Annotated in this window: 26 protein-coding genes; 10 read left to right on the top strand and 16 right to left on the bottom strand. The window is 66.6% G+C overall.

The genetic code is table 11. The annotated features are described in order from the left end of the window. Positions 1-27 precede the first annotated feature (27 nt). From ABG80_RS08465 to ABG80_RS08455, 3 genes are all read left to right on the top strand, one after another. On the top strand, positions 28-768 hold the full coding sequence (locus ABG80_RS08465; protein WP_058087279.1) for a hypothetical protein: 741 nt from the start codon (positions 28-30) through the stop codon (positions 766-768). A 34-nt stretch (positions 769-802) separates the two neighbouring features. Continuing rightward, on the top strand, positions 803-1420 hold the full coding sequence (locus tag ABG80_RS08460; protein ID WP_058087278.1) for a methyltransferase domain-containing protein: 618 nt from the start codon (positions 803-805) through the stop codon (positions 1418-1420). A gap of 101 nt (positions 1421-1521) precedes the next feature. Beyond that, positions 1522-2322, top strand: a complete 801-nt coding sequence (locus tag ABG80_RS08455; protein ID WP_160322496.1) for a hypothetical protein — start codon at positions 1522-1524, stop codon at positions 2320-2322. A gap of 33 nt (positions 2323-2355) precedes the next feature. Here ABG80_RS08455 and ABG80_RS08450 read toward each other — a convergent pair whose 3' ends face one another. Then, a complete protein-coding gene (locus ABG80_RS08450) occupies positions 2356-4359 on the bottom strand; it encodes a DNA topoisomerase IV subunit B (protein WP_058087276.1) in 2004 nt (667 codons plus the stop codon). A gap of 141 nt (positions 4360-4500) precedes the next feature. On the opposite strand from ABG80_RS08450, the gene ABG80_RS08445 reads away from it, so the two are divergent. Continuing rightward, the gene (locus ABG80_RS08445) at positions 4501-4905 is read left to right on the top strand and encodes a hypothetical protein (RefSeq protein WP_058087275.1); all 405 of its coding nucleotides are present in this window, start codon (positions 4501-4503) and stop codon (positions 4903-4905) included. A gap of 74 nt (positions 4906-4979) precedes the next feature. Here the strand turns inward: ABG80_RS08445 and fliR are convergent, their stop codons facing one another. The 13 genes from fliR to fliF form a co-directional block, all read right to left on the bottom strand. Then, positions 4980-5741 carry a flagellar biosynthetic protein FliR gene (fliR, locus tag ABG80_RS08440; protein WP_058087274.1) on the bottom strand — a complete coding sequence of 254 codons (762 nt, stop codon included), beginning with the start codon at positions 5739-5741 and terminating at the stop codon, positions 4980-4982. 25 nt (positions 5742-5766) lie between these two features. Next, positions 5767-6036, bottom strand: a complete 270-nt coding sequence (gene fliQ, locus ABG80_RS08435; RefSeq protein WP_058087273.1) for a flagellar biosynthesis protein FliQ — start codon at positions 6034-6036, stop codon at positions 5767-5769. Positions 6037-6061: 25 nt separating this feature from the next. Continuing rightward, the gene (gene fliP / locus ABG80_RS08430; protein ID WP_058087321.1) at positions 6062-6811 is read right to left on the bottom strand and encodes a flagellar type III secretion system pore protein FliP; all 750 of its coding nucleotides are present in this window, start codon (positions 6809-6811) and stop codon (positions 6062-6064) included. 8 nt (positions 6812-6819) lie between these two features. Next, entirely contained in the window at positions 6820-7185 is a 366-nt protein-coding gene (locus ABG80_RS08425; protein WP_058087272.1) for a FliO/MopB family protein, read from the bottom strand. A gap of 15 nt (positions 7186-7200) precedes the next feature. After that, complete coding sequence (gene fliN / locus ABG80_RS08420; protein WP_152987537.1) at positions 7201-7716, bottom strand: flagellar motor switch protein FliN; 516 nt, start codon at positions 7714-7716, stop codon at positions 7201-7203. Continuing rightward, positions 7709-8710 carry a flagellar motor switch protein FliM gene (gene fliM, locus ABG80_RS08415; RefSeq protein WP_058087271.1) on the bottom strand — a complete coding sequence of 334 codons (1002 nt, stop codon included), beginning with the start codon at positions 8708-8710 and terminating at the stop codon, positions 7709-7711. Before fliM ends, fliN begins: the two co-directional genes overlap by 8 nt. 42 nt (positions 8711-8752) lie before the next feature. Further along, a complete protein-coding gene (locus ABG80_RS08410) occupies positions 8753-9385 on the bottom strand; it encodes a flagellar basal body-associated FliL family protein (RefSeq protein WP_058087270.1) in 633 nt (210 codons plus the stop codon). Between the two features lie 164 nt (positions 9386-9549). Beyond that, positions 9550-10986 carry a flagellar hook-length control protein FliK gene (locus ABG80_RS08405; protein WP_058087269.1) on the bottom strand — a complete coding sequence of 479 codons (1437 nt, stop codon included), beginning with the start codon at positions 10984-10986 and terminating at the stop codon, positions 9550-9552. A gap of 13 nt (positions 10987-10999) precedes the next feature. Beyond that, complete coding sequence (fliJ, locus tag ABG80_RS08400; RefSeq protein WP_058087268.1) at positions 11000-11482, bottom strand: flagellar export protein FliJ; 483 nt, start codon at positions 11480-11482, stop codon at positions 11000-11002. A gap of 24 nt (positions 11483-11506) precedes the next feature. Continuing rightward, entirely contained in the window at positions 11507-12937 is a 1431-nt protein-coding gene (gene fliI / locus ABG80_RS08395) for a flagellar protein export ATPase FliI (RefSeq protein ID WP_268760953.1), read from the bottom strand. Beyond that, the gene (locus ABG80_RS08390) at positions 12934-13995 is read right to left on the bottom strand and encodes a FliH/SctL family protein (protein WP_083505935.1); all 1062 of its coding nucleotides are present in this window, start codon (positions 13993-13995) and stop codon (positions 12934-12936) included. Before ABG80_RS08390 ends, fliI begins: the two co-directional genes overlap by 4 nt. After that, positions 13982-14977, bottom strand: a complete 996-nt coding sequence (gene fliG, locus ABG80_RS08385; RefSeq protein WP_058087266.1) for a flagellar motor switch protein FliG — start codon at positions 14975-14977, stop codon at positions 13982-13984. The genes ABG80_RS08390 and fliG overlap by 14 nt, the downstream gene beginning before the upstream one ends. Before the next feature lie 15 nt (positions 14978-14992). Then, entirely contained in the window at positions 14993-16729 is a 1737-nt protein-coding gene (gene fliF, locus ABG80_RS08380) for a flagellar basal-body MS-ring/collar protein FliF (protein ID WP_058087265.1), read from the bottom strand. Between the two features lie 206 nt (positions 16730-16935). Between fliF and fliE the strand changes: the two genes are divergently transcribed. The 6 genes from fliE (at position 16936) to bamC (ending at position 21801) form a co-directional block, all read left to right on the top strand. Next, on the top strand, positions 16936-17289 hold the full coding sequence (gene fliE, locus ABG80_RS08375; protein WP_058087264.1) for a flagellar hook-basal body complex protein FliE: 354 nt from the start codon (positions 16936-16938) through the stop codon (positions 17287-17289). A 105-nt stretch (positions 17290-17394) separates the two neighbouring features. Next, positions 17395-18630 carry an MFS transporter gene (locus tag ABG80_RS08370; protein WP_058087263.1) on the top strand — a complete coding sequence of 412 codons (1236 nt, stop codon included), beginning with the start codon at positions 17395-17397 and terminating at the stop codon, positions 18628-18630. 43 nt (positions 18631-18673) lie between these two features. Further along, entirely contained in the window at positions 18674-18835 is a 162-nt protein-coding gene (locus ABG80_RS22645) for a hypothetical protein (RefSeq protein WP_160322495.1), read from the top strand. A 1-nt stretch (position 18836) separates the two neighbouring features. Further along, positions 18837-19643 carry an SDR family oxidoreductase gene (locus ABG80_RS08365; protein WP_058087262.1) on the top strand — a complete coding sequence of 269 codons (807 nt, stop codon included), beginning with the start codon at positions 18837-18839 and terminating at the stop codon, positions 19641-19643. A 78-nt stretch (positions 19644-19721) separates the two neighbouring features. Further along, the gene (gene dapA, locus ABG80_RS08360) at positions 19722-20600 is read left to right on the top strand and encodes a 4-hydroxy-tetrahydrodipicolinate synthase (protein ID WP_058087261.1); all 879 of its coding nucleotides are present in this window, start codon (positions 19722-19724) and stop codon (positions 20598-20600) included. Between the two features lie 55 nt (positions 20601-20655). After that, a complete protein-coding gene (gene bamC, locus ABG80_RS08355) occupies positions 20656-21801 on the top strand; it encodes an outer membrane protein assembly factor BamC (protein WP_152987536.1) in 1146 nt (381 codons plus the stop codon). 205 nt (positions 21802-22006) lie between these two features. On the opposite strand, the gene ABG80_RS08350 is transcribed toward bamC, so the two are convergent. Then, on the bottom strand, positions 22007-22222 hold the full coding sequence (locus ABG80_RS08350; protein ID WP_058087259.1) for a hypothetical protein: 216 nt from the start codon (positions 22220-22222) through the stop codon (positions 22007-22009). Positions 22223-22376: 154 nt separating this feature from the next. Next, complete coding sequence (locus tag ABG80_RS08345) at positions 22377-22898, bottom strand: hypothetical protein (RefSeq protein WP_152987535.1); 522 nt, start codon at positions 22896-22898, stop codon at positions 22377-22379. Positions 22899-22928 lie beyond the last annotated feature (30 nt).

Genomic DNA, 22928 nt, shown 5'->3' with positions numbered 1-22928 from the left:
TGCCCTGGACATCCCATGCACCGATGGATGCGTTCACTGCGATGGCTGGTCTGCTTGCCCGTGTTGTGCTGGCTGAGCGCCTGCATTCAGGTCGACGTGCGCTTCGAGATCCAAGCGGACGGCAGCGGTCAGGTCACGGAAACCTACCGCGTCCGCGACGACGCCGCGTGGCTGCCGCCAGGCGCCAGCCCGCTGGCCGCCTACCTGAACCCCTCGCGCTTGGCAGAGCGGGCCATGAACATGGCCCCGGGCGTCGCGGTGTCCGGCGAGGTGCTGCCCAAGGAGGGCCGCCTCCATGTGGCCCAGGTCACCTACGCGGTGCCGGACTTCCAGGGACTGGTCTGGCGCTTTGGCCAGCGCCCCATGCCGGACAGCCTGAGCTACCGTTTCGAGTTGAACCGCCAGGCCGGGCAGCCCCTGCGGGTGGACGTTCTCAATGACCCCTTCGTGGCGAGCCTGGGGCGACTCACCCAGCAAGACGCACCCGCCATGAAAAAGGTGTTGGAGGCCATCGAGGGCATGTCCGGCGTTGAGGTGAGCGTGCAGGTGGTCAGCCAGGGCGAGCTGCTGAAATCGACTGGCCGCTGGCAATCCGGGCCACAAACCACCCTGTTCAACGTGCGTGCCAATGAACTGATGACCAGCGCCGGCTGGCAGGACAAGCTGCGCCCCGTCGGCACCAAGCCAGGCCTGCCGGCCTGTCAAGAAGCCGTTGACCCGGCCCTGAGCCTGGACTGCCAGCCACGCATCAGCCTTTGGCTGCGCTGACATAGGGCAACAGCAAGAGCAACAGGACAGGACCATGAGCGGCCCCACACCAGCCTTCTGGCAAGAACGATTCGAGAAACAGGAAACCCGCTGGGATCGGGGTGGGCCCAGCCCTGGGCTGCTGGCCTGGCTGGACAGCGGTGTGCTGCAGCCGTGCCGCATCGCGGTGCCGGGCTGTGGCAGTGGCTGGGAGGTGGCCGAATTGGCGCGCCGTGGCTTCGAGGTGATCGGCCTGGACTACACCGAGGCCGCCGTGGCCCGCGCCCGGGCCCTGCTGGCGAACCAGGGCCTGCGCGCCGAGGTGGTCCAGGCCGATGTGCTCACCCACACGCCGCAGCGCCCCTTCGACGCCATCTACGAGCAGACCTGCCTGTGCGCCATCCACCCTGACCACTGGACGACCTATGCGGCCCAGTTGCACCGCTGGCTGCAACCGGATGGGGCCCTGTGGGCGATGTTCATGCAACGCCCACGCCCTGAGGCGGTCGAGCAAGGGCTGATCGAGGGCCCTCCCTACCACTGCGACATCAACGCGATGCGAGCGCTGTTTCCAGCCCAGCGGTGGCAATGGCCGAAGCCACCTTACGCGCAGGTGACGCATCCCAGCCTGATGCACGAGCTGGCTGTTCGCCTGCCCCGGATGCCCGCTTAAATACCGCCTCAACACCCCTTTTGTCCGCCCTTTGGCCCAGGTCAACCGGCTTACCTTGACGGGACATGAACCACGCGCAGCCCCCGCTGCGCCGAACCACCATGGCCCGCTTCGACCGCCCCCTGTCCGCCGCCCTCCTGAGCTGCCTGCTTGGCACGACCAGCGCTGGCGCACACGCCCGAGAACTGGCGACGATGGAGCCGCTGCGGGTGACGCTGGTGAGCCTGGCCAGGCAGGCCAGCTCATCGCCATCTGCACCGGGCACCAAGCTCTCCGTGCGTCGAGCCTGGGCCACCGATTCCGTCGCGCAGCTGTGCGCCCTGACCCTTGACGCACAAGGCCGCCCCGTGCTGGACAGAGGCCGATTCCAGTTGCAGCGGATCCAGTTCCAGCGTCAAAAAGGCCAATGGCGCGTTCAGCGCAGCGACACCAGCTGGCTGCCGGCAGGTGGATCACTCGATGCCGCGTGCCCCAAAACCAGCGACCCGATGACCTCGCCCACGCAGCTGGCCAAGGCATCGCCCACCGACATCAACCTGGCCCTCGCCGAAATGGAGCGCCACCCACCCACTGCGGGCCTGCCGGGCTCGCTTCGCGATCAACGCGCCGAGGCCAGCTGCACGCTCAAGCCCATGCAGCCAGTCGAGCCAACCGACCTGTCGCAATGGCGAGTCGGCCGCATCGAGGCCGAAGGCCGCACCCACCTTTTCACGGCGCCAGACCAGGCATGCCCGCTGGGCAAGCACCTGGTGCAGAACGACAAAATCCGGATCGGGCCAACCCAAGGCGCATGGACCCAGGTCCAATACACCCACCCGATCACCCAGGTGATCACCTTCGGCTGGCTGCCCAGCCAACGCGCGATCGCCATCGACACGCAGGTCGCCGGCTCCGCGCGCTGAGCGCAGCTGCTTGACTCGGGCCGAACCAGGCCCTCAGACGTCGATCTCGATGGCGTCGCCGTGCAGCTCCATGAGCTCGCGCCGCGACGCCGCTTCGCCTTTGCCCATCAGCTTGTTGAAAGCCACTTCGGTGTCGCCGAAGCCTGGCTCGCCATAGGCCACCGGCAGCAGGCGCCGGGTGTCCGGGTTCAGCGTGGTGTCCCACAGCTGCTCGGCGCTCATCTCGCCCAGGCCCTTGAAGCGGCTGATGCTCCAGGCGCCTTCGCGGCAGCCTTCCTTGCGCAGCTTGTCGAGGATGGCGGTGAGCTCGCCTTCGTCCAGCGCATAAAGCTTGGCCGCCGGCTTCTTGCCGCGCGCCGGTGCATCGACGCGGAACAGCGGCGGGCGCGCCACGTGCACGTGCCCGGCTTCGATCAGCTTGGGGAAGTGGCGGAAGAACAGCGTCAGCAGCAGCACCTGGATGTGCGAGCCGTCCACGTCGGCGTCCGACAGGATGCAGACCTTGCCGTAGCGCAGGCCTGACAGATCCGGCGAATCGTTCGGGCCGTGCGGATCGACGCCGATCGCCACCGAGATGTCGTGGATCTCGTTGTTCTTGAAGAGCAGGTCGCGCTCAACCTCCCAGGCGTTGAGCACCTTGCCGCGCAGGGGCAGGATGGCTTGCGTCTCTTTGTCGCGGCCCATCTTGGCGCTGCCACCGGCCGAGTCCCCCTCGACCAGGAAGACCTCGTTGAAGGCGATGTCGCGGCTTTCGCAGTCGGTCAGCTTGCCGGGCAGCACGGCCACGCCGGAGCCCTTTTTCTTCTCGACCTTCTGGCCGGCGCGCTGGCGTGCCTGGGCCTGCTTGATGACCAGCTCGGCCAGCTTCTTGCCGTGGTCAACGTGCTGGTTGAGCCACAGCTCCATCGTCGGCTTGACGTAGGTGCTGACCAGGCGCAGGGCATCGCGGCTGTTCAGGCGCTCCTTGGTCTGGCCCTGGAACTGCGGGTCCAGCACCTTGGCGCTCAGCACGAAGCTGGCGCGGCCGAAAACGTCATCGGGCATGAGCTTGACGCCCTTGGGCATCAGCGCGTGCATCTCGATGAAGCCCTTGACCGCCTGGAAGAGGCCGTCTTTGAGGCCCGCCTCGTGCGTGCCGCCGGCCACGGTGGGGATCAGGTTGACGTAGCTCTCGCGCATGGGCGAGCCGTCTTCGGTGAAGGCCACGCACCAGGCCGCGCCCTCGCCTTCGGCGAAGTTCTCGCTTTCGTTGCCGCCGGCGTACTGCTCGCCTTCGAACAGCGGGATGACCGGGTCGGCCGTGAGCGTCTGGCTCAGGTAGTCACGCAGACCGCCCTTGTAGAGCCAGGTCTGGACTTCGGGCTCCCTGCCAGACTTCTCGATGGTCAGCGTGATGGTCACGCCCGGCATCAGCACGGCCTTGCTGCGCAGCATGTGCACCAGCTCGCCACGGGGCAGCTCGGCGCTTTCGAAGTACTTGGCGTCGGGCCAAGCGCGCACGGTGGTGCCGTTCTTGCGATCGCCACTGGCGGCCGGACGCACGGCCACGGGCTCGATCACGTCGCCACCGCCGAAGGCCAGCGTCGCCACCTGCTTGTCGCGGCTGACGGTGACCTGCAGGCGGGTGGACAGCGCGTTCGTCACGCTCACGCCCACGCCGTGCAGGCCGCCTGAGAAGCTGTACGCACCGCCCGAGCCTTTGTCGAACTTGCCGCCCGCGTGCAGGCGGGTGAAGACGATCTCGACCACGCTCACGCCTTCTTCGGGGTGCAGGCCGAAGGGGATGCCCCGACCGTCGTCCTCGACGCTGATCGAGCCGTCGGTGTGCAGGGTGACCGCGATGCGCTTGCCGAAACCCGCCAGGGCCTCGTCGGCGGCGTTGTCGATCACCTCCTGGATGATGTGCAGGGGGTTGTCGGTCCGGGTGTACATGCCCGGGCGCTGCTTGACGGGCTCCAGGCCCTTGAGGACGCGGATGGAGCCTTCGCCGTAGGCGGCGGAAGGAGACGAAGAAGCGGGGGGTGCTTGGGTGGCCATGCGGAATTCTAGTCAAGGCATCCGGGCCCTGATGCAGCGCCCCACCGAACGGGCTCAAGCCATAATCCACCGGTGTGTCCACTCAGGCCGGGTGTGGCATGTCAGGCTTGAGACCGCCGGCCACCTCCACGAAAGCCCTCGATGAGCATTGCCAGTTTCGACGACCTCCTGCACTCGGCACGCCAGCAAGCCGAACCGCAGCGCCTGCTGTTCGTGTTCACCCGAGCCGAGCTGCCGGACGACGCCACCCCGGAGCAACGCGCCCGGTTTGAAGCCGGTCAAGGCGGCACGCTGACGCCCTTGATGTGCGTGGACAAGTCACCTGCCGAGGTGCCATCGTTCGCGGCCCTGCTCGAAGAGTCACGGCGCGCCGGGCCGACCTGGGACATCGTCTTCGTCGCCGCGCTGTCGGGCAGCGCCGGACGCCACCCGACCAGCCACGACGCCGAGGCGCCGCTGCAACGCATGGTCGAATCGATCAAGTCTGGCCGGATCGCCAGCTTCATCCCGTTCGACATCCGCGGCCAGACGGTCAGCTTCGGCTGAGCCGTTTTGCCGCCTGCGTTGAGTCTTGCGGCGGAGCGGCGCCCCGGCCGGGCAGGCGGCCCTGCCCCCGCCGCTCACATGAACAGAGCCAGCATCCGCTCGATGGCCATCGTGAAGGGCACCTGCATCATCGGCAGGGTCAGCCACAGGCCGGTCAGGCCGACGCCGATGGTGACCGGAAAACCGATGGAGAAGATGTTCATCTGGGGCGCCACGCGTGCCACCAGGCCCATCACCAGGTTGGTCAGCGCCAGCATGGCCACCACCGGCAGGGACACCCACAGGCCCAGTTTGAAGATCTCGGCGCCCCACACCTGCGGTTGCACCACCTGCAGGAAGGCCAGCGGCTGAGCCGACACCGGGAAAGACTGGAAGCTCTGGATGAGCGCGGCCGTGAGCATCAGGTGCCCGTTCATGACGATGAACAGCCAAGAGGCCACCGTGCCGTAGAAGCGGCTGACGGCCGTGATCTGCCCGCCACTGAGCGGATCGAAAAAGGCCGCGAAGTTCAGCCCCATCTGCAGGCCGACGATTTCGCCGGCGAACTCGATGGCCGCAAAGACCACCCGGGCCGCAAACCCCATGGTCAGGCCGATGAGCACCTGCTGGATCAGCACCATCAGGGCCTCGGGCGAGTTCAAGGCGATGGGTGGCGGGGCCGGCAGGCTGGGCTCGGCCGCGATGACCACCAGGGCGGCCAGGCCGATGCGCACGCGGCGCGGCACCACGCGCATCGACAGCACCGGCGCCGTGGTGAACAACCCCAGGATGCGAAAGAACGGCCAGATCCAGGCGCTGACCCAGGCCAGGATCTGGGCTTCGGTGAAGGAGACCATGGGCGCTGCTGCCGGAGCCGAGCCTTCAGCCCACCACCGACGGGATGGACTGCAACACCTGCTGGATGTACTCGACCAGGGTGTTGAGCATCCAGGGGCCGGCCACACCCAGGGTGGCGAACGCCGCCAGCAGCTTGGGCACGAAGGACAGCGTCTGCTCCTGGATCTGGGTGGCCGCCTGGAAGATGCTCACCACCAGGCCCACGGCCAGCACCACCAGCATCAGGGGCGCGACCACGGTGATCAGCGTGAGCAGCCCGTCGCGGCTGATGGTCAGAACCTGTTGGGGATCCATGTCGGGGCTCCGTTGTGGCGCGCGCTCACTGCGCAAAGCTGGCGGCCAGCGAGCCGAGCAGCAGGTTCCAGCCATCGGCCAGCACGAACAGCATCAGCTTGAACGGCAGGGCCACCATCACGGGCGAGAGCATCATCATGCCCAAGCTCATCAGCACGCTGGCCACGATCATGTCGATGACCAGGAAGGGGATGAAGATCAGAAAGCCGATCTGGAAGGCCGACTTCAGCTCGCTGGTGACAAACGCTGGCACCAGCACGCGAAACGGCACCTGCTCGGGCTTGAGGCCCGGCTCGACCTTGGCCAGGCGGCTGAACAAGGCCAGGTCGGACTGGCGGGTCTGCTTGAGCATGAAGCCGCGCATGGGGGCCTGGCCCTTGTCCAGCGCTTCGACAAAGGTGATCTGGTTGGCCGCAAAAGGCTCGTAGGCTTCCTTGTAGACCTTGTCCAGGGTCGGCCCCATGACGAACAAGGTCAGGAACAGCGACAGCCCGACGATGACCTGGTTGGGCGGTGCGGCCTGGGTGCCCAGGGCCTGGCGCATCAGGCCCAGCACGATGACGATGCGGGTGAAGCCCGTCATCATCAGCAGCACAGCCGGCAAAAAACTCAGCGCCGTGAAGAACAGCAGGGTCTGGATGGGCACCGAGTAGTTGGTGCCACCACCGCCTTGGCCGATCAGCAAGGGCAGCGAGGCCTGGCCACCCGGGGCCGCCTGTGCCCAGGCCAGCGGGGCCAGCAGGCTCAGGGCGAGGGCCAGCAAGGCGCGGTTCATGGGGCGCATCATTGGCCTCCCTGACGGGTGCGGCGCAGCAAGGTGGCAAAAGCCGGGTGCACGGCGGGCGAGTTGGCGGCAGGCTCTGCCGGGGCTTGCGGCGCCATGGTGTGCAGGGTCTGGATGTTCTGCCCGGTCACGCCCAGCACGAGCCAGGTGCGCTCATCGCCCTGCCCCACCTCGACGGTGACCAGGCGCTGCCCTGGCCCGAGGCCGAGCTGGCCGACCGTTTTCATGGGGGCGATGGGGCCTGCGCCACTCAGGCCGTTGGCCAGGCCATTGGCCAGGCCCGATCGCTTGAGCAGCCACAGGCTGGCCGGGATCAGGGCGATGACGAAGACGAACCACAGGAAGGACGCGCCGCTGGCTGCCATCGGGGTGCCCCTCGGTCAGCCGCCGCGGCTGAGGCGCCGCATGCGTTCGGAAGGCGTGACGATGTCGGTCAGTCGGATGCCGAACTTGTCGTTGACCACCACCACCTCGCCCTGGGCAATCAGGAAACCGTTGACCAGCACGTCCATCGGCTCACCGGCCATCGCGTCGAGTTCCACCACCGAGCCCTGAGCCAGTTGCAGGATGTTCTTGATGGGGATGCGCGTGCGACCCAGCTCCACCGTCAACTGCACGGGGATGTCCAGGATCATGTTGATGTCGTTGCCCGCGCCGGCCACCGACGAGCCCGACGAGCCGAAGTTGGCAAAGGCGGCAGGCGTCATCTGCGCGGCGGGGTTGGCCACTTCGCTGGCCGTACCGGCCGAGGCGCCATCGAACATGGCGTCGGCAGAGGCGCCACCCGAGCTGCTTTGCTGGGCCAGCGCGGCCTCCCACTCGGCGGCCATCGCATCTTGTTCGCCGCCATCGGCCTGACCGCCTTCGGGCGGGAACTCTGCTGCGGATTCAGACATGTTGGTCTCCAAGCCAGCCGGTGTTGCCGGTGGTCAAAAGCTTCTCGACGCGAAGCGCGTATTTGTTGTCGGAGGTGCCGTAATAGGCTTCGAAAACGGGCACGCCGTCGATCTTGGCCTGGATGATCTTTTCCAGGTCCAGCTCGATGAAGTCGCCCGGCTTGAAGGCCAGCAGCTGCTCGACGGTGGCCGGTGCATGCCCCAGCTCCGCCACCAGCTCGACCTCGGCCGACTGGATCTGCTGCGTCAGCAACTTGACCCAACGGCGGTCGGGCTCGGCCGAGTCGCCCTGGATGGAGCTGAACAGGATGTCGCGGATGGGCTCGAGCGTGGCGTAGGGGATGCAGAAGTGGATGGTGCCGCTGGTGTCGCCGATCTCCAGCGTGAAGGAGCAGCACACCACGATCTCGCTGGGCGTGGCCACGTTGGCAAACTGGGGCTGCATCTCCGAGCGCTGGTAGTCCAGCTCGACGGGGTAGATGCCCTGCCAGGAGCGCTTGTACTCTTCGCACACCACCTCGACCAGGCGGCGGATGATGCGCTGCTCGGTGGCCGAGAAATCGCGGCCCTCGATGCGGGTGTGGAACTTGCCGACGCCGCCGAACAGCGAGTCGATGACGGCGAAGACCAGCGTCGGGTCGCAGACGATCAGGCCGGAGCCGCGCAGAGGGCGAACGGCCATGATGTTGAAGTTCGTGGGCACCACGATCTCGCGCAGGAAGGCGCTGTACTTCTGGACCTTGATGCCGCCCACAGAGACCTCGGGCGACTTGCGGATGAAGTTGAACAGCCCCACCCGGATGTTGCGGGCGAAGCGCTCGTTGATGATCTCCATCGTGGGCATGCGCCCACGCACGATGCGCTCTTGCTGCGCCAGGTTGTAGTCGCGGATGCCTTCCTTGGGCGCGTCGTCCTGCTCGAGCTTCTGGCTTTCGCCAGTGATGCCCTGGAGCAGTGCATCGACTTCGTCTTGCGAGAGGATCTGCTGGTTCATGGTGGACTTCTCAGACCGAAAGCAGGCTGCAGGGCTCGCTCATCACTGGATGATGAAGTTCGAGTAGTGCACGTGGACGATGGGGTTGTAGGACTCGACCTTCTTCTTTTTCTTCTTCTTTTTCTTGGGGGTCTCTTCCTCTTCCGGCTCTTCCTCTTCCGGGTCTTCGATCTCGTAGCCCATGGCGCGGGCTGCCTCGCGGCGGATCTCTTCGGCGAGCTTTTGCTTGCCCTCGGGGGGCAGGATGTCGTCGGCGCTCTTGTGCGAGAGGATCAGGAGCACGGCGTTGCGGATGGCGGGCATGTAGGCCTTCATCTGCTCGCCCACCTTGGGGTCATCGACCTGCAGGTTGATGCCCACCTGAGCGTAGCGCTCGACGTCCTTGTCGGCCAGGTTCACCACGAACGGGTCCAGCGGCACGAAGGTGGGCGGGCCGGCGTGCTCGTCCTTCTTGGGCTCGGGCTTCTTGGCCTTTTTGGCCGGCTCGGCGTGTTCGGTGTCGTCGCCCTCTTCGGCGGCGGCCTCGGCGTCAGCCTTGCTCTTCATCATCATGAAGGCCGCCGCGCCACCACCGAGCACCAGCACCAGCAGCGCAGCAACGATGATGATGATGAGCTTTTTCTTGCTCTTGGGGGGGGCTTCGCCTTCGGCCGGGGCGGCGGCGGGTGCTGACATGCTCGGATCTCCTGCGGTTCATGTCCCCGGGTCATGAAAAGCTCGGGGGCATGGGTGGATTATTCGAAGCCAGCCGGAAACCGAAGAGGCGATAAGCGATGTGAAAAACCGGCGATTTCCGCCGGTCTGTCACGCTCGGCAGGCGAAAGGCCTGCCAGGCAGTCTCAAGCGTAGAGGTCCAGGCCGCCCAGGCGACTCGTCTTCGGAGCGCTGACCTGGCGCAGGCCAGCGGTATCGTCCGCATCGGCTTGTTCGCCTCGGTTGCGCTCGTTCGGGCCACGGCCACCCCGGCCGTCCTGGCCAGCGTTGCCGCCCTGCGCCAGAGTCTGCTGGGGTGTCTGGGACGACACGCCGCCGCCAGACAGGCTCAGGCCCGCGTCGTTCAGGGCGCTGGAGAGCAGCGACAGGCTGGCTTCGATGGCCTGTCGGGTTTCCAGCGCTGCGGCAGCGAAATCCACCTGTGCGGCCGTGCCATCGAGTGAGATCTTCACGTTGATGGGGCCCATCTCTGCCGGGTTCAGGTGCAGCTCGGCCGTCATCGGACCGTCCTGCTTGACCTGCCCCACCCACAGGCTGACCTGGTCGGCCAGCTTCTGAGAAAAATCGGGGGCATTCAGTGGCACGGGGATCGAAGCCTGCTCGTGGCGCGGTGCGGTCACCTGAGACAGGGTCTGCCCAAACGAGGCCCTGCCGCCATCGATCGGCACCATCGCGGCCAGCGGGTCGCCGGCTTGCTCGGCCGAGGCCGCGCCACGCCCCAGCAGGGCGTCGACCTGCAAGGCGGCCGCCGAGGACGACGCCGCAGCCCGGGTGTCCAGGCCCAGCTCGCGCTGGCCCACGCTCCACCCCTGGGCCAAGCCTCGACCACGGCCTTTCTCGCCCTTGTCCACGTCTTGACCCAACAAGCTCAGGCCTGATTCAGACTCCAGCAAGCCCCCCTCGCCCGAGGCATCGCCATCGACCGAGCCTTCGGCTGGCATGGTGGGCGAGCTGGGTTGCGTCAGGCTGACCAACCAGGCCATCATGCTGGCCGAGTCGTTGGTCTGCACGTCGGTGGGGGGCGTGAGTTCGCGCACCTCGGCAACGCCCTCGCCCAGGGCGGTGGTGAAGCGGGTGGCGTCTTGTGCTTTGTCGTCGATCAACTCGGAGCGGCTGGTGGCATCGCTGCGCACGACCTCCTGGGCCTCGTCGGTGGGCTTGGCCTGGTTCGATGCAGGTTGACGGCTGGCTGGCTTGGGTGCCTGCTCGGTGCGTGCCTTGGCCGAGCGCGCTTCCTGGCGCGCGCCCTGATTGGACACCGCGCGCTCTGGCTCGTGCGCCGCCGAGGGGGTGTTGGCGCGGACGGCCTGCAGGCGCGCGCCCATGTTGGGCAAGGCGCTGGCAACAGGCGGCCGCGCGGGTGTGGTCAGCGTCGTGGAACGGGTGGCCTGAGAGGCGGCCAGGCTGCCCGGCTGAGTGCCCTGGTGTTGGCTCATCCAGCGGGCAAAACTTTCGGAGCCCGATTCGTCGCCCTGCTTGCCCGAAGCCATGCGCGAGAGCATGTCGGTGAGCTGGCCGGCGTTGCTGGCCTGGTTGCCGGTGTTGTTGATCGCGTTGCCCATGTGTTTCACCCCTTCAGATGGCGCCGGTCGACAGGCCAGTGGCCGAGGCGCCCAGGCTTTGCTGCAGGCGCACGCTGCGCGCGGCCATTTCGTCGGTGGCTTTCTGGTCCTGGCGGGCCTGCTTGTGCATGGCCTCTGCCTGGCGACGATCGATCAGTTGCGAGACCGCCGCCACCCGGCGCTCCCGCTCGATGAGCAAGGCCCGAGCGCGGGCCACCTGCTGCTCGGCGTTGCCGACGCGGCGGTCCTGCTCGGACACCGCGTCGCCCAGCCGGGCCATGAAATCCTGATAGCAGCGCACGATCTCGACGCCGCCCGATTGCTGGAACTGCGCCTGCCAGCGCTTTTGGTAGTCCTGCCGCCAGTCGTTGAGCGACTGCGCTTGCTGACGGGCCGACTCATGGGACTTGCGGGCCGCCTCGTGGGCCGACAGGGCCGCATCGCGCTCTTTTTGCGCCGCCTCCAGCACCAACAGCAGGGACTGAATGCCACTCATGGGTCAACTCCGATTCAACAACCTTCAGGCCGCCACGATGCGGTGCAGCTCGCCGACCGCATCGCCCAGCCAGGCCGGGTCGTGCATGTCCTGCTGCAGCAGGCGCACCATGTGCGGGTGCACGCGCACCGCCTGGTCCAGGTCCATGTCGCCGCCGGGCACGTAAGCACCGAGCTGGATCAGGTCCCGCGCCTTGCTGTACTTGGACCACAGCTGGCGAAAGCGTCGCGCGTCCTCAATATGTTGCCCATCGGCGACGTTGTGCATCACCCGAGAAGCACTGCGTTCGATGTCTATTGCAGGGAAATGGCCGGATTCGGCCAGCTCGCGCGAGAGCACGATGTGGCCGTCCAGGATGGCGCGGGCCGCGTCGGCGATGGGGTCCTGCTGATCATCCCCCTCCGAGAGCACGGTGTAAAACGCCGTGATGGAGCCATGGCCATTGAGGCCGTTGCCGCTGCGCTCGACCAACTGAGGCAGCTTGGTAAAGCACGAAGGCGGATAACCTTTGGTGGCGGGCGGCTCACCGATGGCGAGCGCGATTTCACGCTGTGCCATGGCGTAGCGGGTCAGCGAATCCATCAGCAGCAGCACGTGCAGGCCCTGGTCGCGGAAGTGCTCGGCCACGGCGGTGGCGTAAGCGGCACCTTGCATGCGGGTCAACGGAGGTGCGTCGGCCGGAGCTGCCACCACCACGGAGCGGGCCAGGCCCTCTTCGCCCAGGATGTCTTCGATGAATTCCTTGACTTCGCGGCCCCGCTCGCCGATCAGGCCCACGACGATGACGTCAGCCTGGGTGTAGCGGGCCATCATGCCCAGCAGCACCGACTTGCCGACGCCCGAACCGGCGAACAGGCCGATGCGCTGACCACGGCCGACGGTCAGCATCGAATTGATGGCGCGCACGCCGGTGTCCAGCGGCAGGCGCACCGGGTCGCGCTCCATGGCGTTGATGGCACGGCGGGCCAGCGGCTCGCTGCGGATGTGCTGCAGCGGGCCCTTGCGGTCCAGCGGCACGCCTTGCGCATCGACCACGCGGCCCAGCAGGCCAGCGCCCACGGGCAGGTGACGGGTGCGGTCTTCGCTGCGGCGCCAGGGGTGGTTGGGTCGACCCAGCAAAGGGGTGTTCATCGGGATCGGGCAAGGCACCACGCGCGCGCCGCTGGCCAGGCCATGCACCTCGGCGGTCGGCATCAGGTAGGCACGGTCGCCGGTGAAGCCCACGACCTCAGCCAGCACGGGCGTCGATTCCAGGCGCGTCTCGGAGTGGATTTCGCAGACGGCGCCCACCGGCAGTCGCAGGCCCGTGGCCTCGAGCACCAGGCCCGACAGGCGCACCAGCTTGCCCTGGTTCTCCAAGGGCATGCGGGTGCTGGCGCAGGCGTCCAAGTCATCGAGGAAGCGGTTCCAGCGGTCCATCGCCACGTCGGTGCGGGCGCTCATGGGCATGTTCATGCGGGGTCCTCCTCGTTCGGTGCGCGACGGGCATCCGGCCAGGCATCGGCGTCTTCTTCGTCAAGGTTTCGGATGGGGTGCGCATCGGCCAGGCTGTGGGCCTCGTGGCCATCGTGCCAAGGGGCCTCGTAGCCCATGGCGGCGGCGGCGCGGTCCCAGCGGGCCTCGATGGCCGCGTCGATCACGGCGATGTCTGACTCGACCACACAGCCACCTCGGTTGAGCGTCACGTCGGGCACCATGCGGGCACCGCGGGCGCTCAGCATCTCGCTGAGGTGGGGCAAGGCCATGGCATGGTCCTCGGGGTGCAGGCGCACGATCACCTGGCGAGCCGACGCCAGCAAGGCGCCCAAGGCCTGCTCGGCCACGTCCACCACCAGCTCGGGGTGGATCTTCAATTCGGTGCGAACCACCTGGCGGGCCAGCTCGAGTGCCACACCGGCGATGCGGCCGGCCAGCTGCTGCTCCAGCGACTCCAGGCGCTGGTGGAAGTCGGATGCCAGCGCGCCGACCTGGTCACTCATGTGCGCGGCCATCTGCGCGGCCTGCGTCTGCTTGTAGCTCTCCAGGGCGGCCAGGCCGTTGCGGTAGCCGTCCTGGTAGCCCTCCTGGCGAGCCTTGTTCACCAAATCATCCACGTTGGGAGCGGGCGGCGGGGGCGGGGCCTCGGCCTCGCGTTGCTGGGCCTCGGCCTGGCCAGGCATGCCGCCCACGACGGGTCGACGCACGGCTGGCTTGGGCGCGGCGCCAGCGGCGGCCCCCGTGCCAGCGGGCTTGGACGCAACCGGCTGACCGGTGGCCTGAGGCGCATGCTTGACCGGCTGAGCCTTCATGCCGGGGCGCATTTCAGCGGCAGCGCGCTCAGCCAACGTGGGCTTGCGCACCCCGGACTCCAAAGGCGGGGCCGGTGGGCGCTCGAAAGTCTGCGGCGCCCAGGCGGCCACGTTGCCACCCAATTCCTCGCGCGGGATGAAGCGGGCGTAAGCGTTGGGCGCGGGCGTGCTCGGGGGCGTGGCTGGGCTGCCTGGCGCCTTGGGGCCAGGCTTAGACGTACTCATCGTCGCCTCCGCTGCTCAGCATGATCTGGCCCTCGTCGGCCAGGCGGCGCACGATCTTGAGCATTTCCTTTTGCTCGGTTTCGACGTCGGAGAGCTTGACCGGGCCACGTGCGTCGAGGTCTTCGCGCAAGGTTTCGGCTGCGCGGCTGGACATGTTCTTGAACACCTTCTCGCGGATCTCGGGGCTGGCGCCCTTGAGGGAGATGATGAGCGACTCGGTCTGCACTTCCTTGAGCAGGGCCTGGAAACCCTTGTCGTCGAGCTTGCTCAGGTCGTCGAAGGTGAACATGTTGTCCTGGATCTTCTGAGCCAGGTCGGAGTCGGCCTCGCGGATGTAGTCGAGCACCGATGTCTCCAGGCTCGAACCCATGAGGTTGATGATTTCTGCGGCGGGCTTGACGCCACCCAGCGACGATTTGCGCACCTGAGATCCGCCCGAGAGCACGCGCGAGAGCACCTCGTTGAGGTCCTTGAGCGCGGACGGCTGGATGCCGTCGAGCGTGGCGATGCGCACCATCACCTCGTTGCGGTGCCGCTCGGTGAAGGCCTTGAGCACCGACGAAGACTGGTCCGGGTCCAGGTGCACCAGGATGGCAGCAACGATCTGCGGGTGCTCGTTGCGCAGCAACTCAGCCACAGAGACCGCGTCCATCCACTTCAGGCTCTCGATGCCCGTGACGTCGCTGCCCTGGATGATCCGATCGATCAGCAAGTTGGCCTTGTCGTCGCCCAGCGCCTTGCGAAGCACCGACTTGATGTACTCGTCGGTGTCGGGCACCAGCGTGCCCACCTCCGTGGCCTCCGCCGAGAAGCGATCAAGCACGCTGTTGATGCGATCGCGGCTGATGGTCTTGAGCTTGGCAATGGTCTCGCCCAGGTGCTGAACCTCCTTGGGCTCGAGGTGCTTGAAGACCTCAGCTGCCTCTTCTTCGCCCAACGACATCAGCAAGATGGCTGCATCTTCCAGACCTTGTTCATCCATGGCAGCTCACCTCGATCAATTGTTCATCCAGCCACGGACCACGGAGGCCATGGCCAGCGGGTTTTCCTTGGCCAGTTTGCGGGCGTGCTCCAGGCGCAGGTCCGGGCCACCAGCGCCGGGGCCCTCCAGCGCCGCAACGCCGCCTTCCGCACCTGCCACGACCGGGCCATTGCCCCCCGCGATGACAGACAGCTCCTGCGGGTCGTCCACCACCGCATTGAGTCGCTGGGCTTCCGACTCCGGCGCGGCCACCGGCTTGGCCGCCTGGATGGCCGGGCGGATCGCGCCGAACACCACGATCAGGGCGGCCAGGGTCAGTGCGCCGGGCACGGCCAGGGTGCGGATCAGGTCCACCGTCTCGGGCTTCTTCCACAGCGGGGTGTCATCGACCTCTTCCTTGGGCACCTGGAACGGCGCCGACACCACCTTGATCGAGTCGCCACGCTTGTCGTCGGCACCGATGGATTCGCGCACCAGCGAGGTCAGCTTGTCGAGCTCTTCCTGCGGCAGCGGCTCGGTGCTGGTCTTGCCCTTGGCATCGGTCACCGTGCGGTGGTTGACCACCACGGCTGCAGTCAGGCGACGGATGTTGCCGGTCGAGCTGCGCACCACGCGCACCGTGCGGTCGACCTCGTAGTTGGTGACCGCGTCGCGGCGGTTGTTGCCGCCTGCGCCCTGCATGCCAGCTGCCTGCAGCGGGGCCGAAGCGCCATTGATGGGCGCCGTGGCCGGCACGGGAGGCTGATTGCTGGCCGCACCGGGCACGCCGGAAGGCGTCGCGCTGCCCTGCCCCGAGCTCTCGCTGGTCTGCTGGCTGCGCACCGTCGAGGCCGCATTGGGCCCCTGGTTGGGCTTGAACTCTTCGGCCGTCTGCTCGACCTGCGAGAAATCCACGTCTGCGGTGACCTGTGCACGCAGGTTGTCCGACCCCAGCACCGGCTCGAGGATGTCGCGCACACGCTGGGTGTAGCTGCTCTCGATCTGGCGCACGTACTGCAGCTGCTGCGCATCCAACCCAGCCTGGTCGGTGCCACTGTCCTGCTGGCCAGCCAGCAGCGTGCCGCTCTGGTCAACGATGCTGACCGCCTTGGTCGACATCTCCGGCACGCTGGACGACACCAGGTGCACGATGCCAGCCAACTGTCCACGGTCCAGGGTTCGACCGGGGTACAGCGTCAGCACCACAGAGGCCGATGCCTTTTGCTGCTCACGGAAAAAGCCATTCTGGTTGGGCAGGGCCAGGTGCACGCGGGCGCTCTGCACGCTGGAGATGGCCTGGATCGAGCGGGTCAACTCGCCTTCCAAGCCACGCTGGAAGTTCAGGCGCTCCTGAAACTGCGTGGTGCCGAACTTCTGGGTCTCCATCAGCTCGAAACCCACGACCGAGCCCTTGGGCAGGCCAGCCGAGGCCAGCTTCAGTCGCACATCGTGCACCTTGTCGGCCGGCACCAGGATGGCGGCGCCGCCGTCGGCATGCTTGTAAGGCACCTGCATCTGCTGCAGCTGCGCCAGGATGGCACCACCGTCCTTGTCGGACAGGTTGGCGTACAGCACGCGGTAATCGCCATCGCGCCCCCACAGGGCCATGGCCACGAAGATGGCGATCAGCACGGCGATGCCGCCGCCCAGCATGATCTTGCGCTGGGCAGGCAGCGCCATCACGCGCTGGGCGAAGCCAGGGGTGCCGGCCTCCACCACCTGGGCGGGGGCAGCAACGGCGACGTTCTGAGGTGAGGCGACTGTGACTTCCATGTGGGCTGCTGGCATTGGCCGCGCATCGTGAAGGTGACGATGCCGCAATACGGCCATGACGGGCCCATTATTCGGAGTCAGAGCAGGCAAAAGTGCCGGGAACAGCCGGCCATTTGCCGACCTCTTCCCAGCTTAGGACTCGGGCCGGTCTCCCACAATGGTGACCGTGGTGAGTTGCATCACGCCCTGATGACCTTTTCGGCACCATGGACCTGAAACTGAAACCCTTTGACTTTGCCCAAGCCGCCGCCCGCGCCGGCATGGCCGACGTCGCCCGCCGGGTGGAAGCCAAGACCCGGGCCGAAGGCGCAGCCGAAGCCGGTGGCGCGGTTGAAAAGCCCTCATTTCAGTCCGCTTTTTCAGGCGCACTGAAGTCCATCAGCTCGGCACAAGCCACCGCCAGCTCCATGCAGCGAGAGGTGCAGTTCGACAACCCGACGGTCAGCCTGGAAGAAACCATGATCGCCATGCAAAAGGCGCAACTGGGCTTCCAGTCGGCCGTGCAGGTGCGCAACAAGCTGGTTCAGGCGTATACCGATATCATGAACATGCAGGTGTGACGGCGCCCGCCGGGTGCGTTGCGTCCTGAACGCCGCTCCGGTCCGCCTCTGCTGTCCGGTAAACCAAGCCGAACACCTGTCTGCTTGCCTTGGCAGGCCGCATCCATGACATCACACCACCGCCCCCTGCCCTTGGGGCAGATGCTGCTTTGCGGCGCCCTCGTCGTCACCTTGTCGATGGGCATCCGGCACAGCTTCGGGCTCTGGCTTCAACCCATCACCACCGCCCACGGCTGGACGCGCGAAGACTACTCGCTGGCCATGGCCGTGCAGAACCTCGTCTGGGGCGCGGCCGGGCCCATCGTCGGCTGGTGGGCCGACCGCAGCGGCGCCTTCCGTGTGCTCTGGTTGGGTGCCCTGCTCTATGCGCTCGGGCTGGTCGGCATGGCCACCCTCGATCAGCACCTGGGCTTTGTGTTGACGTCCGGCGTCACGATCGGCCTGGCACAGGCCTGCAGCACCTACGCGGTGGTCTATGGCGTCGTCGGCCGCAACATCGATCCGGCCAAACGCTCATGGGCCATGGGCATCACGGCGGCAGCCGGCTCCTTCGGCCAATTCCTGATGGTGCCGCTGTCCAGCCAGCTCATCCACAGCCTGCAGTGGTCACCCGCGCTGCTGACCCTGGCCGCAGCGGCCCTGCTCATTGCACCACTGGCTTTCGGCCTGCGTGAGCCTCCTCGCGATGCGTCTTCAGCCAGCACCGGACCGCTCATCGATGGCGCCCCGTTGAACGCCATGGCCGCCCTGCGCGAAGCCCTGACCCATCGCGACTACCTGCTGCTGACCGCCGGGTATTTCGTCTGCGGCTTCCAGCTGGCCTTCATCGGCGTGCACCTGCCCAGCTACCTCAAAGACCACCAGCTCGAGCCGCAAGTCGCCACCACCGCCCTGGCGCTGATCGGCCTGTTCAACGTCTTTGGCACTTACGCCGCCGGCTCGCTTGGCCAGCGCCTGCGCAAAACCTGGATCCTGTCCTTCATCTACGCCATGCGCGGCGTGACCATGCTGGCCTTCGTGCTGCTGCCGCTTACACCGGCGTCGGTGGCCATCTTCGCCGCTGCCATGGGTGCGCTGTGGCTGTCGACGGTGCCCCCCACCAACGCTGTTGTGGCGCAGATGCTGGGCGTGCGGCACCTGTCCATGCTGGGTGGGCTGGTGTTTTTCTCGCACCAGATCGGCTCCTTCATGGGCGTTTGGCTGGCGGGCCGGCTCTACGATGCCACGGGCGACTACCAAATCGTGTGGTGGCTGGCCATCGGCCTGGCCTTCGCGGCCGCGGCGCTGAACCTGCCCATCCGCGAACACCAGCAGCCGGCTCGCCGACTCGTCACGGCCTGAGCCCTCGCGAAGCCCGATAGCCTGCTTTCACCGAATCTTCACCATGCCAGCGACATCCGCACCACCCCAGCCCCGGGCACCCAAGCAGATCTGGCCGTGGCTGCTCAAGGGCCTGGCGGCCGTGGCCCTGGCCCTGGTGTTCGCCTGGTACCTCAGCCCCCACTTCGTCGTCGACATGGCGGCGCGCTTTTGGAGTTGCATCTGACATGAGCGTGGTCATCATCACGGGCGCCTCCGATGGCATTGGCGCCGAACTGGCGCGGCAGATGGCGCAGGCACAGGGATCTGCCCTTCAATTGGTGCTGGCCGCGCGCAGCTGGGACAAACTCGAAGCAGTCGCGAACGAGTGCCGCCAACATGGCGCCATGGTGGTGGTGCGCCCCACCGACGTGGCCCGAGAAGACGACTGCCGCGCCCTCATCGCCGACACCGTGGCGCGCTTCGGCGTCATCGACACCCTGGTCAACAACGCCGGCATGTCCGGCCACGCCCTGTTAGAAGACGTGAGCGACCTGTGCTGGTACGAAGACCTGATGCGGGTGAACCTGTGGGGCAGCATCTGGTGCACCCACGCCGCCTTGCCGCACCTCAAGGCCAGCAAAGGCCGCCTGGTGGCCGTCTCCAGCCTGGCCGGCATCGTCGCCCTGCCCGGCCGCACCGCCTACAGCACCACCAAGTTCGCCATGAACGGCTTTTTCGAGGCCCTGCGCATCGAACTGGCGCCCCATGGCGTTTCCGTGACCGTGGCCTACCCTGGTGTCGTGGCCACCGACATCCGCTTGCGTGGCTTCAATGCACAGGGTCTGCCGGCCGGTCAGAGCAAGCTCGACGAAGCCGACGCCATGCCCGTGGATGCCTGCGCCAGGCTGATCCTCGAAGGCATCGAGCAGCGCAAGCGCGAGGTGCTCATGTCAGCCAAAGGCCGGCTGGCGCGTTGGTTGAAACTGATCGCGCCCGGGCTCGTCGACCGGATGGCCTTGAAGGCCCTCAAACAAGACGCCCGGCCGCACTGAAATCTTCCCTGAGCCACCCGTTTGCCCCCTGGGCACCCTGACTCAGCCCGGTAGAATCGCCGGACTGAAGGAATCACCATGAACATTTCTGGCAGCATCGTCGCCCTGGTCACGCCTCTGCATGAAGACGGCAGCGTCGATTACCCCACCCTGCGCTCCCTGATCGACTGGCACATCGCCGAGGGCACCCACTGCATCGGCGTGGTTGGCACCACCGGTGAGTCACCAACCGTCTCGGTCGAAGAGCACTGCGAAATCATCCGCGTGGCGGTCGAGCAGGCTGCAGGCCGCGTGCCCATCATGGCCGGTGCTGGCGCCAACTCCACGCGTGAAGCCATCGAGCTGTCCGAGTACGCCAAAAAGGTCGGCGCCGACTGCACCCTGCAGGTCGTGCCCTACTACAACAAGCCCACGCAAGAAGGCATCTTCCAGCACTTCAAGGCCATCGCCGAAGCCGTGGACATCCCCGTGATGCTCTACAACGTGCCCGGCCGCAGCGTGGCAGACATGTCCGTCGAGACCACCCTGAGGCTGGCCCAGGTGCCCGGCATCTTCGGCATCAAGGAAGCCACAGGCAACCTCGAACGCGCCGCGTGGCTGATCAAGCAGGCTCCCAAGGGCTTTTCCATTTACTCCGGCGACGACCCCACCGCTGTCGCCCTGATGCTGCTCGGTGGCCATGGCAACGTCAGCGTCACGGCCAACGTGGCGCCGCGTGGCATGGCCCAGCTGTGCGAAGCCGCCATGGCCCGCGACACCGCCCGAGCCATCGAGCTGCACATGCAGCTGCTGCCGCTGCACAAGCACCTGTTCGTCGAGCCCAACCCGATCCCGGTGAAGTGGGCGCTGGCCAAGATGGGCAAATGTGGTGGTACGCTGCGCCTGCCCCTGACGCCATTGTCGGACGGCGCGCAGTCCACCGTCGAAGCGGCCCTGCGCGAAGCCGGCGTGCTCTGACAAGCCATTCTTCCAACGGGGCCCGATGACGTCGGGCCCTTTCACTTTGCGTTCCATGCCGATCACCTCCCGTCAACAGACCGCCATCGCCCTGGGCTGCGCACTGTCCGTGACCCTGCTGGGCAGCGGCTGCTCCTCCCTGTCCAACGCCCTCTCCGGCGACAAGATCGACTACCGCAGCAGCGGCTCGCAAAGCGTGCGCCTCGATGTGCCGCCCGACCTGAGCCAGCTTGCGGGTCAGTCGCGCTTCACCCAGGTCACGCCCGCCATCGTGACGGCCTCGAGCATGGGTCAGCAGACCCCGGGTGCGGCCAGCACGGGCAACCAGGTTGCCCCCAAGGCCGTCGGCGACATCCGCCTGGAGCGCCAAGGCCAGACCCGCTGGCTGGTGGTCAACCAGTCGCCCGAGCAGGTCTACGAGAAGGTGCGTGCCTTCTGGTCCAGCGTGGGCTTCGAGCTCGTCATCGATCAGCCCGCAGCGGGCCTGATGGAAACCAACTGGAACGAAAACCGGGCCAAGCTGAGCGAAGGCGGTGTGCGTGGCCTGTTGGGGTCGGTGCTCGACCGCCTGTACGACACCGGCGAGCGCGACCAGTTCCGCACCCGCCTTGAACGCACCGCGCAAGGCACCGAGGTCTACGTCACGCACCGTGGCCTGGAAGAAGTCTTCGAAGGCGACCGCAAGGAGCGCACAACCTGGCGCGGCCGCCCCAGCGACGCCAACCTGGAGGCCGAAATGCTGGCCCGCATGATGGTGGCGCTGGGTGGCACCAAGGAACAGGCCGACCAGGCCCGCGACGAGGCCACCAAGCAGCAACCGACCGCGCAGCCGGCCAGCGGCACCCTGGCCGTGTTGAACGCAGACGCCACCAGCCTCACCCTCCGGAGCGAGCCTGACCTGGCTTGGCGCCGTGTCGGCCTGGCCCTGGATCGTGGCGGCTTCACGGTCGAGGGTCGCGATCGCGCCAGCAGCAGCTACGAGGTTCGCCTGTCGGTGAACGACCCGGCAGCAGCCCAACCCGGCTTCTTCAGCCGCCTGTTCGGTCGTGGCAACAAAGAGGAAACCTTGGCCCGCTACCGAGTGAAGCTGCAAACCCAGGGCCGCGAAACCCTGGTTTCGGTGCTCAGCGAGGCTGGCCAACCGGTGAACAACGACACCACCCGCCTGATCGCCAAGCGACTGGTTGACGAACTCAACTGAGCTTGCCCCGGCACACGAATCAAAACCGCCCCGAGGGGCGGTTTTTCATTGTCCTGATCGCCCTGCGGCAAAGGCGCCTGCAGGCCAAGGCCAGTCAAACGGCACCATGAGTCGCCATGGAGCACAGCTGCTCGAGCCATTCAGCGTGAATCAGGCATGAAAAAAGCCGCTCCGAAGAGCGGCTTTTTCGATACGCTGGAAGCGATCAGTTCGAAGCAGCCGAAGCAGCGTCCGAAGCAGCGGGAGCGGCTTCGGAAGCAACAGCGGAGGCGGCTTCCACAACAGCGGAAGCGGCTTCAACGGCGGCGGAAGCGACTTCGGAAGCGGCGGAAGCGGCTTCAACAGCAGCTTCTTCCTTCTTACCGCAAGCGGCCAGGGCCATGGCAGCGATCAGCGAAGCCAGCAGGAGCGACTTTTTCATGCTTGTGTCCTCAAAAGGGGTGTCAAAAAAGCGGTGGTCTTGGAACTGTATTCAAAGCCCGAGACCCGTATAAAGGGCACAAGGGCAGAGGATGCATCGCAACTGGCGTTGCTCCACATTCAGCCACTGATTATACGACGCATCGGGCTATTCCCTATAGGCCCAAGGTGGTGCATGGCATCCCCTCGCTTGAGCGTTGTAAATAGGCATCAAAATCAGCTTGCCACAGGGCCAGGATCGCGGGATCGGTGGTCCATTGCCCCACTGCGGTCACGGAATCGAGCATCCGGATGCCGGCCCGGTCTGCACCTTGTTCTCGCCACAGGAACATGGGGCGCACGTCTGCCATGATTTCATCGCTCGCCGCCCAGCACGAGACCCGGTGCGACCAGGTCTGACGCCAGCTCAGCCAGCGAGGGTGGGCGCGCTGGAGCACATCGAATTGCCCAGCCAGCAACACGACGCGGGCGCTGCCGTGCTGGAGCATCCACTGCTGCAGCAAGTCCGTGACAGCCCGCTCCCCCAGCGGCCAGTGTGCGAAATCGGCATCTGCCCAGCGGCATTCGCCCGCAGAGGCCGAAACCATGGCCAATGTGGCGCGAAATCGGTCCTGAAACTCCCGCCAGCCATCGATGCGGCAAGAGGCAGGGGATGACGATGCAGGCTGTGGGTCCATGGTCTGGCCTCCTGGGTCACGCGGGATGCT

This window comes from Aquabacterium parvum, assembly GCF_001447195.1.
Taxonomy (GTDB): Bacteria; Pseudomonadota; Gammaproteobacteria; order Burkholderiales; family Burkholderiaceae_C; genus Aquabacterium; species Aquabacterium parvum.
The sequence above is the reverse complement of the archived record's forward strand: the minus strand, read 5'-3'. Positions and strand labels throughout refer to the sequence as shown.